This window comes from Arthrobacter yangruifuii (assembly GCF_009192775.1).
GTDB classification, from domain to species: Bacteria; Actinomycetota; Actinomycetes; order Actinomycetales; family Micrococcaceae; genus Arthrobacter_B; species Arthrobacter_B yangruifuii.
This window is the reverse complement of sequence record NZ_VTFX01000005.1, coordinates 703,583-716,466: the sequence shown is the minus strand read 5'-3', so window position 1 is coordinate 716,466 and position 12,884 is coordinate 703,583. Positions and strand designations below refer to the sequence as shown.

Below are 12,884 nucleotides of genomic sequence, written 5' to 3'. Positions count from 1 at the left end.
GGGTTTAGAAACCCAGTTCGGCAGCCGACTCGAACGGACCCACGACGGTGATGGTGCGGGGCGCGGCAGCAAGTTCGGCGGCCAGTTCCTGCACCTGTTCGGCGGTGACGGAATGGATCCGGCGCAGGGACTCGTCGATGTCGATGAACTCGCCGCTGACCAGCTCCGCCCGGCCCAGGCGGGACATCCGGGAACCGGAGTCCTCCAGCCCGAGCACCATGCCGCCGGAAATCTGGCCCAGGGCCTTGGCCAGCTCCCCCGGCTCCAGGCCGTGGGCGGCGAGGCGTTCGAGTTCGCTGCCGAGCAGGTCGATGACCTGGCGGGTCTTGCTCGGCGAGCAGCCGGCATACATGCCGAAGTAGCCGGCGTCGGCGTACGACGCCGAGAAGGAGTAGGTGGAGTACACCAGACCGCGCTTCTCGCGGATCTCCTGGAACAGGCGGGAGGACATGCCGCCGCCCAGGATGGTGTTCAGCACGCTCATCGCAAAGCGGCGGTCATCCGTGGCGGTCAACGAGGGGCAGCCCATAACAATATTGGCCTGCTCCACCGGACGGTTGATGACCTGCACGCCCGCCGTCCCGGAGATCCGGGCCGGGGCAGTCTCCCGGCGGGGAGCCGGAGTTGCCGAAGGGTCCAGTGTCCAGCCGGCAGCCTGCAGGGCCTCCAGCACCAAGGCACAGACGTGCTCGTGGTCCAGTCCCCCGGCGGCAGTGACTACCAGCTCCTCCGGACGGTAGTAGCGCCGGTAATGCTCAAGGACCGCTTCGCGGGACACGCTGCGGATGGCGTCGGGGGTGCCGCCGATGGGGCGGCCGAGGGCATGCTCCCCGAGCACCGCCTCGGAAAACTTTTCGTGGCAGAGATCGGCCGGATCGTCATTGTCCATGGCGATCTCTTCCAGGATGACGTCGCGTTCCTGTTCCAGTTCCTCCGGATCCAGGACGGCGGACGTCACCATGTCCGTGATGACATCAATGGCCATCGGAAGATCGGTATCCAGCACCCGTGCGTAGTAACAGGTGCTTTCCTTGGCGGTGGCCGCGTTGGACTCTCCGCCCACCTCGTCAAACGCCGAGGCAATATCCAGCGCCGAGCGGCGGCTGGTGCCCTTGAACAGCAGGTGCTCAAGGAAGTGTGTGGAGCCGTGCCGGCCCGCGGCTTCATCCCGCGAGCCGACACCTACCCAGAATCCAATGGCCGTGCTGCGCTGGCCGGGCATTTCCTCCGTCAGCACCCGGACACCGCCGGGCAGCACCGAACGGCGCACAACGGCGCCTCCCGGAGTCCCGATGACGAGCGTCGGGTCGGAGGAAAGGGTGGTCAGCGGCAGCTGGACAACCGTCCCGTGCCCCTTCAGGGAAGAAGGGACCACGGGACGGCTTCCATCGGAATTCTCCGGCATTTACTCTGCTGACTCGGTTTCTGCTGCTTCGTCGCCTTCGGCGTCTTCAGCAACCACCGGGGAGAGCGACAGCTTTCCGCGGTCATCGATCTTGGTGATTTCCACCTGGACCTTCTGGCCCACGGAGACGACGTCGTCGACGTTGTCTACGCGCTTGCCGCCGGCGAGCTTACGCAGCTCGGAGATGTGCAGCAGGCCGTCCTTGCCCGGGGTCAGGGAGACGAAGGCACCGAAGGTGGTGGTCTTGACGACCGTACCCAGGTAACGCTCGCCGATTTCCGGAACCATCGGGTTGGCGATCGCGTTGATCGCCGCACGGGCAGCCTCGGCGGAGCCGCCGTCGGTTGCGCCGATGAGGACCGTGCCGTCATCTTCAATGGAGATGTCAGCGCCGGTGTCCTCCTGGATCTGGTTGATCATCTTGCCCTTCGGGCCGATGACCTCGCCGATCTTGTCCACGGGGATCTTCACCGAGATGATGCGCGGGGCGAACTCGGAGAGCTCGTCCGGTGCGTCAATGGCTGCCTGCATGACATCGAGGATGTGCAGGCGGGCCTCGCGGGCCTGCTTCAGCGCTGCTGCCAGCACGGAGGCGGGGATACCGTCGAGCTTCGTGTCCAGCTGGATGGCCGTGACGAACTCAGAGGTACCGGCAACCTTGAAGTCCATGTCGCCGAAGGCATCTTCGGCGCCGAGGATGTCGGTCAGGGCTGCGTAGCGGGTTTCGCCGTCAACCTGGTCGGAAACCAGGCCCATGGCGATGCCGGCAACCGGAGCGCGCAGCGGCACGCCGGCATTGAGCATGGACAGCGTGGAGGCGCAGACCGAACCCATGGACGTGGAGCCGTTGGAGCTCAGGGCTTCGGAGACCTGGCGGATGGCGTAGGGGAACTCTTCACGCGAGGGCAGCACCGGAACCAGAGCGCGCTCGGCGAGGGCACCGTGGCCGATTTCGCGGCGCTTGGGCGAACCCACGCGGCCGGTCTCACCGGTGGAGTACGGCGGGAAGTTGTAGTTGTGCATGTAGCGCTTGCGCGTTACCGGCGACAGCGAGTCGATCTGCTGTTCCATCTTCAGCATGTTCAGCGTGGTGACGCCCAGAATCTGGGTTTCGCCGCGCTCGAAGATGGCCGAACCGTGCACGCGGGGCAGAACCTCTACCTCGGCGGTGAGCTGGCGGATGTCCGTCAGGCCGCGGCCGTCGATGCGGACCTGTTCCTTGAGGATGCGCTGGCGCACAACCTGCTTGGTGACGGCGCGGAAGGCTGCGGAGATTTCGCCTTCGCGGCCTTCGAACTTCTCCGCCAGGGCGGCCTTGACTTCGTCCTTCAGGGCGTCGGCAGCAGCGTCGCGCTCCTGCTTGTCGGCGATGGAGAAGACCTTGGCCAGCTTCTCGCCGGCGGCAGCCTCAACGGCTTCGAAAGCGTCGTCCTGGAAGTCCAGGAAGATCGGGAATTCAACGGTGGGCTTGGCGGCGCGGGCAGCCAGGTCCGACTGGGCGTCGCACAGGACCTTGATGAACGGCTTGGCCGCTTCGAGGCCTTCTGCAACAACCTCTTCGGTCGGGGCGGTGGCGCCCTCTTCCTTGATGAGGTTCCAGGCGTTGTCGGTGGCTTCGGCTTCCACCATCATGATGGCGACGTCGTCACCGGCAATGCGGCCGGCTACCACCATGGAGAAGACTGCGCGCTCCAGCTCGGAGTGCTTCGGGAAGGCAACCCACTGGCCGTCGACCAGGGCCACGCGGACGCCGCCGATCGGGCCGGAGAACGGCAGGCCGCTCAGCTGGGTGGACATGGAGGACGCGTTAATGGCGACCACGTCGTAGAGAACGTCCGGGTTGATCGCCAGGACGGTAACCACAATCTGGACCTCGTTGCGCAGACCCTTGACGAACGCGGGGCGCAGCGGGCGGTCCATCAGGCGGCAGGCCAGGATGGCTTCGGTGGAGGGGCGGCCTTCGCGGCGGAAGAACGAGCCCGGGATGCGGCCGGCAGCGTACATACGCTCCTCGACGTCCACGGTCAGCGGGAAGAAGTCGAAACCTTCGCGCGGGGACTTGCCGGCGGACGTGGCCGAGAGCAGGGCGGTGTCTTCGTCGATGTAGACCATCGCCGCGCCGGCGGCCTGCTGGGCAAGGCGGCCGGTTTCGAAGCGGATGACGCGCTTACCGTATTTGCCGTTGTCAATGACGGCTTCTGAGAACTGAATTTCGGGACCCTCCATATGAGAGTCACCTCCGTTTCTTCTGTGGGCGGAGGCACCCAGCACCGATTCGGACTTCTTTCCGTACGGCACGGGCCGCACGTTCAACACCCGGTCTTCGATCGAGGTCCTCGGGCAGAATCTCCCGGGGACCACTACCGAGGACCGCGAATGCTGCGATGCTGGCTGACTCCTGTGATGTTTACTGTGCTTCTGTTGTACTGCTTTTACTACTGCTCAGCGGGTCCCCCTTGGGAGGGGGCCGCTTCGCATATCAGGCAGGTGCGCTTCCGGCTTTCCCGGTGTCCATGCCTGCCTGCGCAAAAGGCGGCTCCCCGTGCAGTGCACAGGTGCCGCCTTCCACAAAGACTATCGACGCAGGCCGAGGCGCTCGATGAGCGCACGGTAGCGGGCGATGTCGGTCTCGCGCAGGTAGCTCAGCATGCGACGACGGCGACCAACCAGGGCCATCAGGCCGCGGCGGGTGTGGTGGTCATGCTTGTGGGTCTTCAGGTGCTCGGTCAGGTCGAGGATGCGCCGTGACAGCACAGCAACCTGAACCTCGGGGGAACCGGTGTCCCCTTCAGCCCGAGCGAATTCCCGAATGATCTCCTGCTTGACGGCGGGATCGAGTGCCAATGTAACTCCTAGAGTTGTGCCGTGAGGCCCGAGTCAGCACTTCGCTGCCGGGAATCTTTCTGCTCCCGGGGGAATCCCCTGGAACATAAAGAAATTCAGCCGCCACGGACCGCAGCCGAATTTGAATCCAGTTTACCTGCCCGTGCCGCTTTCTGTCGAAAGGACGTTCCGGGTGCGTTCGACGTCGATCCGCATCTGGTCTACCAGGGCCTGCGGTCCGGTGTACGCCACCATGCCGCGCAGCCGGTCCACGAATTCCACCAGCACGTGCTGGCCGTACAGGTTGAAGTCTTCGACCTTTTCGTCCGGGCGGTCGATCACATGCGCCTCCACCTGCCGGCTGACCCCTTCGAAGGTGGGGTTGGAACCCACGGAGATGGCGGCGGGCCACCGGGTCCCGGCCTCGTCCACCAGCCAGCCGGCATAGATGCCGTCGGCGGGGATGAGGCCCGAAGATTCGGGAGCCAGATTGGCGGTGGGGAATCCCAGTTCCCGTCCGCGTGCCGCTCCGTGGACCACTTCGCCGCGCATGCGGTGGGTACGTCCCAGCAGGCGGGCCGCGGTGCGGACATCACCCTCGCGCAGGGCTTCGCGGATCCAGGTGGAGGAACAGCGGCGCCCGGAGGCGGGACCGTCCGGCAGGGCGCCGAAGTCCTCCACGGCCTCGACGGCGAACCCCAGTTCGCGGCCGAGTTTGCGCATGGTCTCCAGGTCTCCTGCATTGCCCTTGCCGAAGCGCACATCGTGGCCAATGACGACGGTCCGGGCATGCAGTGCCTCCACCAGGACCCGGCGGACAAATTCCTCTGCGGTCAGCGACGCCAGGTCCAGGGTGTAATGCATCATGAGCAGCCCGTCCAGCCCGGTATCCGCCAGGGCCTGCACCCGGTCCGTGGTGCCCATGATCAGTTCGGGGGCACTCTCGGGCCGGTGCACCTGTGCCGGGTGCGGGTCAAAGGAGATGGCCACGGCCGACGCGTCCTGGGCCCGCGCCACCTTCACCAGCCGGTTGAGCACGTGCTGGTGCCCCAGATGCACGCCGTCAAAGTTGCCGATGGTGATTACTGTCGGACCGAAGTCGGCAGGTATCTCCGCCAGGTCATTCCAGTAGTACACGCACAGCTCCTTAGCAGCATTTTCCGGTGCCGGGCGATCGGCATATCCAGGTTCCCGGGAGGCTTGCGCCGCGCCGGGACCTATCCATTATGTCCGATCAGCGGCGCTTACCGGGAACCGCCCGCAATCCCGGGATCAGTGCCGGTCCCGCCCGCCTGCTGGCTGTACTCGCGGCGCAGGTCAGAGGTCTTGGCGATGAACCGGTGCCAGACCAGCAGCGCCGGAGGGAAGGCGAGCTCAAGGATCATCAGCACGATGAAAGTGAAGTGCGGGGTGCCGGAGAATGCCCAGGAGAGCACCCGGCCGATACCGCCCAGGAACACCATCAGGCAGACCAGCCACAGCATGTTCGCCCACTGGAACTTTACGGCGATGGCCACGAACGCGGCGCCGACGCCCACCATCATGGCGGCGAAGAACCGGTACTGGCTCTCCAGCGTGGGGTTGACCTCTCCCCCGGACGCGTCCGGCAGTCCGGCCGTTCCGGTGATGAGGTTATAGAGGCCGAAGCCCGCCACCAGAATGCCCACTCCGATCACCACGGCACGGAAGACACCCCAGTCATCGCTGCTCTTGAAGGCCTTGGCCGCCTTGGGCTGCCTGGCGGGCTTCCCCTGCTTCCGGCCGGACCTTCCGGACGCTGCCCCGGAGGACGCCGGAGCGTCAGGCACGGAAGCATCAGGCGACGGGGTTTGTGCAGTCCGCGGCGCCCGGGCCTGGGGCATGTCGGTGCCCTGGGGGCGGTTCCTGTCGCCGGGGGCGGGCGTTGAGTTACTCATGGTTCTCCCTAGACGGAGTACGGACGGTAAGTGTTCCCGCCATCGTCTCACGCGGTCCCCCGAAACAGGTAAGCATACTTATTTCAACGGCGCGCGTCTTCGCGGTGCCGGTACAGCCACCACAGTCCGATCATCGGCAGGACCAGCGGCACATATCCGTAGCCGCTGCCGAAGCCGGACCAGACCGTGTCTTCGGGCAGTGCCGCCGGATCGATCAGTCCGAAGAGCCCGACGGCCAGCACGCCGACCATTTCCACGCCCACGGCAGCCACCGAAACACGGTATGCGCCTGCTCCGGACCGGGCCAGCCCCACGGTGGCCACGATGTACACCACGGCGGCGAAGGCGGAGAGCAGGTAGGCCAGGGGGGCATGCTCGAACTTGGTGAGGATCTGGAACGCCGCGCGGGCCGTCGCCGCCAGTGCAAAGATGGCGTACACCGCTACCAGCAGCCGGCCGGGGCCGGCATTGCGCCCGGCCTGCGGGGCTGCGTCCTGCGATCCGGCGTCGTGGGAGTTGTTGCTGCGGTTCATAGAAGATTGGCTCCGTCCCAGATCTGTTCCATCCGGAACAGCATGACAAAAACAGTGATTCCGACGGCGGACAGCACGATGTTGCTCCACCGGCTCCGGTCCATGAGGGACCACCAGACGGCCCCGACCGGAATGATCAGCGCCGTGAGCAGGTAGCCCCAGAACTCCCAGGCCGCCCCGGCGATACCCTGGCCGCCTGCCAGGCGCAGCAGGGACGCTCCTCCGTAGACCAGCAGGAACAGTTCCACGGCTGCGGCGGACAGGATGGTGAGGTCATTGGGTCCCTGCTTGAGGGCGGCGGCACCGATGCACAGCACCACGGACACCAGGCAGACCAGGGCCCCGACAAGGAACAGCGGATCCACGCTCATCTACGCTTTCTCGTTTCCGGGGGTGAACACCAGCAGGGCCTTGGCCTGGCCGCCCTTGTCCTCCAGCAGCCCCACCACGCGGCCGTCCGGGTCAATGGCAGCCACCGGCCCGGGCTCCGAGTTCCCGGTGGCAGTGATCCGGCGGCCGTGCGAGAGATCCTCGGCCTCGGCGGCGGAGAGGCTGCGCACCGGGAAAAGGTCCGCAGCGGCGTCGTCAAGGTCCCGGACGCGCAGGTCTTCGGCCAGCTCCTCAAGGGTGGAGGCGGAATCAATCCCGAACGGGCCCACCTTGGTGCGGCGCAGAGCCGTCAGGTGTCCGCCCACGCCCACCGCGGCGCCGAGATCACGGGCCAGTGCCCGGATGTAGGTGCCGGACGAGCAGTCGACGGTGACATCGACGTCGCGCAGTTTGCCGCCGTTCTCCCGCCGGATGTCATGGATCTCGAAGCGGGACACGGTCACCGGCCGGGAGGGCAGGTTCACCTCGCCGCCGGCACGGACCCTGGCGTAGGAACGTTCTCCGTTGACCTTGATGGCGCTGACGCTGCTGGGGACCTGCTGGATGTCTCCGGTGAGCTCCCGGACGGCTGCCCGGATCTCCTCGTCCGTCACTGCGGCGGCGATGGTTTCGGCGGTGACTTCCCCCTCGGCGTCGTCCGTGACGGTCGACTGGCCGAGCCGGATGGTGGCTTCGTAGGTCTTGGTGGTGCCGACAATGTAGGTCAGCAGGCGGGTTGCCTTGTTGATGCCCACCACCAGCACGCCGGTGGCCATCGGATCCAGGGTGCCTGCATGTCCAACCTTCCGGGTACCCGCCAGCCTCCGCAGGCGGCCGACCACATCGTGGCTCGTCCATCCCTGCGGCTTGTCCACAATAATCAGTCCTGAACGGACCTGCCCGGAATTCACGCCTTTCAGTATATGTCGCGGGGCGCGGCCCCCGGGCCGCACCGCCGTTGCCGGCCGGAGCGATAACATTCGGATATGCCACAGCTTTCACCCCATGTCCAAAACGTTCCGGCCAACCAGATCCGTGAAATCACCCAAGCGGCGTGGGACACGCCGGACGCCCTTGTCCTGAGTATCGGCGAACCCGGTTTCCCCACCCCTGCCCACATCCTCGATGCGGCGCGGGCCACTCTGGACCGCGACGAGACCGGCTACACCCCCAACGCCGGAATCCCTGCCGTACGCGCCGCTTTTGCCCGCCGGGCCGGTGCGGCCTCCGGCCTGGACATTTCCCCCCATAGGGCTTTCATCACGTCCGGGGCGCAGCAGGGACTGCACCTGGCTTTGACCCTGCTCCTGGATGCCGGTGACGAGGTCCTGGTGCCCAATCCGGGCTACCCGACGTTCGCAATGACTGCGGAACTGCTGCACGCCGTGCCGGTGGAATACCCGCTGTATCCGGACCACGGATTCCAGCCGCGGGTGGAGGATATCGAGGCCCTGCTGACGCCGCGCACGCGGGTGCTGCTGCTCAACTCTCCGTCCAACCCCCTGGGTGCGGTGCTGAGCCGGGACCTGACGCGTGAGCTGGTGGAGCTGGCGCGGCGGCACGACCTGTGGATTGTCTCGGATGAATGCTACGAGGCCTTCACTTTCGATGTTCCCCACGTGAGTCCCCTGGCGTTCGACGGCGACGCCGGGGAACGCGTCATCACGTCCCTCACGCTGTCCAAGACCTACGGGCTGACGGGCCTGCGCATCGGTGCGCTCATCATGCCGGAGGGACTGGAAACGGCAGCGAGCACGGTGATGGAGTCCACCGTCTCCTGTGTGGCGTCCCCTTCGCAGTATGCGGCCCTTGCGGCGCTGACCGGACCGCAGGACTACGTGGCCGAGGCCTCCGCCCATTACCGGGCCAACCGGGACGCCGCCTGCGCCGTGCTGGACGGGAAGGGGATCCCCTATCTGGCCGCCCAGGGCGCCTTCTACCTTTGGGCCGACATGTCCTTTGCCACCGGCGGCAATGTCCGCGACTGGACCTTCCAGTTCCTCAAGGAGGAATCGGTGGCCGTGGCACCGGGGACGGCCTTCGGCTCCATCGGTGAGGGCTGGATCCGGATTGCCCTCTGCGGTGACCGTGCGGAGCTGCTGGAGGGCATGCGCCGGCTGCCGTCCCCTGCAGACGCCGGCTAGCCGGACCTGGACAGCAAAAAAGGGAGCGGCTCCGGATGGAGCCGCTCCCTTTGTGCCTGCCTGAGGACTACTTGGCGTCCGAGTTGACCGGTGCTTCGGATTCGAGGTCGTCCTCGAAGTCCTCGTCATCCTCGTCCTTGCGGTACGGGTCCGGGTCGCCGGCGTAGGTGGCGCCCTTCTTCAGCGCCGCCAGTTCAGCGTCGCGTTCCTTGGCTGCACGGATCAGTTCCTCGAGGTGCCCGGCGTTGACCGGAATCTCGTCGGCGACGAATTCGAGCGTAGGCGTCAGGCGGACGGTGATGTTCTTGCCCACCTCCGCACGCAGGATGCCGCGTGCCGACTCCAGGGCAGCCTTGGTATCCGCCTGCTGTGCTTCATCGCCGAAAACGGTGTAGTACAGCGTGGCATGCTGCAGATCGTTGGTGACCCGGGCATCGGTGATGGTGACGAAGCCCAGCCGGGGATCCTTGATCCGCCGTTCGAGCGCCTGGGCAACTACTACCTTGATTCGGTCAGCGAGTTTCGCAGCGCGTGCTGGATCTGCCATTACCTCTCCTTATTACCTGAGAATAATCGGGCGCGCACAGACGCCGGCGTGAGCCGGGCGCTGTGCACGTTGTCGGTGGGCCGCACCACGGCCGGAAACCGGCCGGTACGGGGCCGCCGGTTTCCCGGCGGCCCCTGCCACGGATTAGACGCGCGGCTTCTCCCGCATTTCGAAGGTCTCGATGATGTCGCCTTCCTTGACGTCGTTGAACGAGCCCAGGCCGATACCACATTCGAAGTCCGTCCGGACCTCGGTGGCGTCGTCCTTGAACCGCTTGAGCGAGTCAACGGTGAGGTTCTCGCCGATGACCTTGCCGTCGCGGGTAACCCGTGCCTTGGCGTTACGGCGGATGACACCGGAGCGGACGATCGAGCCGGCGATGTTTCCGAACTTGGAAGAACGGAAGACTTCGCGGACCTCGGCGGTGCCGAGCTGGACTTCCTCGTACTCGGGCTTGAGCATGCCCTTGAGTGCAAGCTCAATGTCATCAATTGCTGCGTAGATGACGGAGTAGAAGCGCATGTCCACGCCTTCACGCTCTGCCAGGTCGGCAACGCGTTCGGCCGGCTTGACGTTGAAGCCGATGATGACGGCGTTGTCCACCGTCGCCAGGTTGACGTCGTTCTGCGTGATGGCACCGACGCCGCGGTGGATGACGCGCAGCTGCACGCCTTCGCCGACGTCGATCTTGAGCAGCGAGTCTTCCAGGGCTTCCACGGCACCGGAAACGTCACCCTTGAGGATGAGGTTAAGGGTGTCCACCTTGCCGTCGGCAACAGCCTGATCGAAGTCTTCGAGGCTGATCCGCTTGCGGCGCTTGGCCAGGGCCGCGTTGCGGTCCGCAGCTTCACGCTTTTCGGCGATCTGGCGGGCGGTGCGTTCGTCGTCGGTCACGAAGAACGTGTCGCCGGCGCGGGGAACGTTGGACAGGCCGAGCACCTGGACCGGACGCGACGGTCCGGCTTCGGTGACGTTGTCGCCGTTCTCGTCGAACATGGCACGGACGCGGCCGTGGGCCGTTCCCGCCACGATCGTGTCGCCGACCTTCAGCGTTCCGGACTGGACCAGCACGGTTGCTACCGCACCGCGGCCCTTGTCCAGGTTGGCTTCGATCGCGATACCGCGGGCATCCTTGTTCGGGTTGGCGCGCATGTCCAGGGCAGCGTCTGCGGTGAGCAGCACGGCTTCGAGCAGCGCGTCGATGTTGAGGTTCTGGCGTGCGGAGACCTCAACGAACATGGTGTCGCCACCGTATTCCTCGGGAACCAGACCGTATTCGGTCAGCTGGCCGCGGACCTTCTCCGGGTTGGCGCCTTCCTTGTCGATCTTGTTCACTGCGACCACGATCGGCACATTGGCTGCCTGTGCGTGGTTGAGTGCTTCGACCGTCTGCGGCATGACGCCGTCGTCGGCTGCGACAACCAGGACTGCGATGTCGGTGACCTTGGCACCACGTGCACGCATGGCGGTGAACGCCTCGTGGCCCGGAGTATCGATGAAGGTGATGGCACGCTCGGTGCCCTCATGCTCGAATTCGACCTGGTAGGCACCGATGTGCTGGGTGATGCCGCCGTGCTCGCCTTCAACAACATTCGAGTTGCGGATGGCGTCCAGCAGGCGGGTCTTACCGTGGTCGACGTGGCCCATGACGGTGACTACCGGAGGACGTGCTTCCAGCTCGTCATCGCCTTCGGCTTCCAGCTCGGCATCAAAGTCGATGTCGAACTGGCTGAGCAGCTCGCGCTCTTCGTCTTCAGGCGACACAACCTCGATCCGGTAGCCCAGTTCCTCGCCCAGGACACCGAAGGTTCCCTCGTCGAGGGACTGCGTGGCCGTTGCCATTTCACCGAGGTGGAACAGAACGGTGACCAGTGCTGCCGGGTTGGCCTCAATCTTGTCGGCAAAGTCCGTGATGGATGCACCGCGGCGCAGACGGACAACAGTGTTGCCGTCACCGCGGGGTACCGAAACGCCGCCCAGCGACGGAGCTGACATCTGCTCCAGTTCCTGCCGCTTTGCCCGCTTCGACTTGCGCTGCTTGCCGCGTCCTGCGCCGCCCTTGCCGAAAGCACCGGCAGTGCCGCCGCGTCCGCGGCCGCCCTTGCCGAAACCGCCGCCAACGGGTGCGCCGCCGCCGGTACCCGGGGCTCCGCCCGGTCCGCGGCGGGGGCCGCCGCCTGCACCGGGACGGCCCGGGGCTGCCGGGCGTTCGGTGCGGTTAGGCATCATGCCCGGCGTGGGGCGTGCGCCGCCGGCGCCTGCTCCTGCCGGACGGGGAGCGCCCGGACGCGGTGCACCCGGACGGGGAGCACCGGGACGCGGTGCACCCGGACGGGGAGCACCGGGACGCGGTCCACCTGCACCGGCAGCCGGACGGGGTCCTGCTGCACCCGGCGTACCGGGGCGTTCGGCTTCATCGCGGCGTCCACCCGGACGCGGCATGCCCTGCGAGGTAGCGAACGGGTTGTTGCCCGGACGAGGTGCACCGGCACCCCGCTCGCCGTCACGGCCGCCGCGGGGACGCGGCATGCCCTGGGACGTGGCGAAAGGATTGTTGCCCGGACGGGGACCGCCGGCACCGGGGCGCGGAGCACCGGGACGGGGAGCCGAAGAGGCGGGTGCCTTGGCGGTGTCCGCCTCGGTTGCTGCCGGTGCCGCGGCCGGAGCCGGGGTTGCCGGGGCTTCCGGTGCGGGGGCTGCCGGAGCTGCTTCTGCGGGGGCGGAAGGCGCCGGAGCGGTTTCCACGGGGGCAGAAGGCGCCGGCTGCTCAGCTGCGGGAGCCGCCGGGGCAGGCTTTGCGGAGCCGGGCTTGGGGGATGGTGCTGCCGGGCGGGACGCCGGAGCGTCGGCCTTGGCAGGCGCTGCCGGGGAAGCGGCAGCCTTGTTCTCAGACGCCGGGAAGGCGCCTCGAAGTTTCTTGACTACCGGGGCCTCAATGGTTGATGAGGCGGAACGGACGAATTCGCCCAGTTCCTGCAGTTTTGCAACTGCATCCTTCGAGGTAATGCCGAGCTCTTTAGCAAGCTCGTGTACGCGGACCTTGGCCACATTTCTCCTGTCTCGGTCCGCACCGAGCCAGGCACGAACCGTCTATTTGCTGCGGGCTTCGACTGCAGCTGCAGCGGAGCCCATCACAGAGCACAACAA

Annotated in this window: 11 protein-coding genes; 1 reads left to right on the top strand and 10 read right to left on the bottom strand. The window is 66.4% G+C overall.

Going from position 1 to position 12,884, the window contains the following annotated elements:
• Window positions 1–4 precede the first annotated feature (4 nt).
• The 8 genes from GD627_RS14125 to truB form a co-directional block, all read right to left on the bottom strand.
• Window positions 5–1,405, bottom strand: a complete 1,401-nt coding sequence (locus GD627_RS14125; protein ID WP_152273001.1) for a M16 family metallopeptidase — start codon at window positions 1,403–1,405, stop codon at window positions 5–7.
• Window positions 1,406–3,631: a polyribonucleotide nucleotidyltransferase gene (locus GD627_RS14120; protein ID WP_152273000.1), complete on the bottom strand. Its 2,226-nt coding sequence runs from the start codon at window positions 3,629–3,631 to the stop codon at window positions 1,406–1,408.
• A gap of 348 nt (window positions 3,632–3,979) precedes the next feature.
• Window positions 3,980–4,249, bottom strand: coding sequence for a 30S ribosomal protein S15 (gene rpsO, locus GD627_RS14115; RefSeq protein WP_146363312.1), 270 nt, complete (start codon window positions 4,247–4,249; stop codon window positions 3,980–3,982).
• A gap of 132 nt (window positions 4,250–4,381) precedes the next feature.
• Window positions 4,382–5,365, bottom strand: a complete 984-nt coding sequence (locus GD627_RS14110; RefSeq protein WP_152272999.1) for a bifunctional riboflavin kinase/FAD synthetase — start codon at window positions 5,363–5,365, stop codon at window positions 4,382–4,384.
• 107 nt (window positions 5,366–5,472) lie between these two features.
• Window positions 5,473–6,144, bottom strand: coding sequence for a DUF4345 domain-containing protein (locus GD627_RS14105; protein WP_246165516.1), 672 nt, complete (start codon window positions 6,142–6,144; stop codon window positions 5,473–5,475).
• A gap of 83 nt (window positions 6,145–6,227) precedes the next feature.
• Window positions 6,228–6,677 carry a hypothetical protein gene (locus GD627_RS14100; RefSeq protein ID WP_152272998.1) on the bottom strand — a complete coding sequence of 150 codons (450 nt, stop codon included), beginning with the start codon at window positions 6,675–6,677 and terminating at the stop codon, window positions 6,228–6,230.
• Complete coding sequence (locus GD627_RS14095; protein WP_146363320.1) at window positions 6,674–7,048, bottom strand: hypothetical protein; 375 nt, start codon at window positions 7,046–7,048, stop codon at window positions 6,674–6,676. Before GD627_RS14095 ends, GD627_RS14100 begins: the two co-directional genes overlap by 4 nt.
• Complete coding sequence (gene truB, locus GD627_RS14090) at window positions 7,049–7,957, bottom strand: tRNA pseudouridine(55) synthase TruB (protein WP_246165515.1); 909 nt, start codon at window positions 7,955–7,957, stop codon at window positions 7,049–7,051.
• A gap of 75 nt (window positions 7,958–8,032) precedes the next feature.
• Between truB and GD627_RS14085 the strand changes: the two genes are divergently transcribed.
• Window positions 8,033–9,190: a pyridoxal phosphate-dependent aminotransferase gene (locus tag GD627_RS14085; RefSeq protein WP_152272996.1), complete on the top strand. Its 1,158-nt coding sequence runs from the start codon at window positions 8,033–8,035 to the stop codon at window positions 9,188–9,190.
• Between the two features lie 67 nt (window positions 9,191–9,257).
• Here the strand turns inward: GD627_RS14085 and rbfA are convergent, their stop codons facing one another.
• Window positions 9,258–9,737 carry a 30S ribosome-binding factor RbfA gene (rbfA, locus tag GD627_RS14080; RefSeq protein ID WP_152272995.1) on the bottom strand — a complete coding sequence of 160 codons (480 nt, stop codon included), beginning with the start codon at window positions 9,735–9,737 and terminating at the stop codon, window positions 9,258–9,260.
• Window positions 9,738–9,881: 144 nt separating this feature from the next.
• Entirely contained in the window at window positions 9,882–12,785 is a 2,904-nt protein-coding gene (gene infB / locus GD627_RS14075; protein ID WP_152272994.1) for a translation initiation factor IF-2, read from the bottom strand.
• Window positions 12,786–12,884: the final 99 nt, after the last annotated feature.

What these genes read in the sequence shown, in the direction of transcription:
- GD627_RS14085 (WP_152272996.1), top strand. Translation starts at nt 8,033, where the DNA reads ATGCCACAGCTTTCACCCCATGTCCAAAACGTTCCGGCCAACCAGATC.
- GD627_RS14125 (WP_152273001.1), bottom strand. Translation starts at nt 1,405, where the DNA reads ATGCCGGAGAATTCCGATGGAAGCCGTCCCGTGGTCCCTTCTTCCCTG.
- rbfA (WP_152272995.1), bottom strand. Translation starts at nt 9,737, where the DNA reads ATGGCAGATCCAGCACGCGCTGCGAAACTCGCTGACCGAATCAAGGTA.
- GD627_RS14120 (WP_152273000.1), bottom strand. Translation starts at nt 3,631, where the DNA reads ATGGAGGGTCCCGAAATTCAGTTCTCAGAAGCCGTCATTGACAACGGC.
- GD627_RS14095 (WP_146363320.1), bottom strand. Translation starts at nt 7,048, where the DNA reads ATGAGCGTGGATCCGCTGTTCCTTGTCGGGGCCCTGGTCTGCCTGGTG.
- GD627_RS14100 (WP_152272998.1), bottom strand. Translation starts at nt 6,677, where the DNA reads ATGAACCGCAGCAACAACTCCCACGACGCCGGATCGCAGGACGCAGCC.
- GD627_RS14105 (WP_246165516.1), bottom strand. Translation starts at nt 6,144, where the DNA reads ATGAGTAACTCAACGCCCGCCCCCGGCGACAGGAACCGCCCCCAGGGC.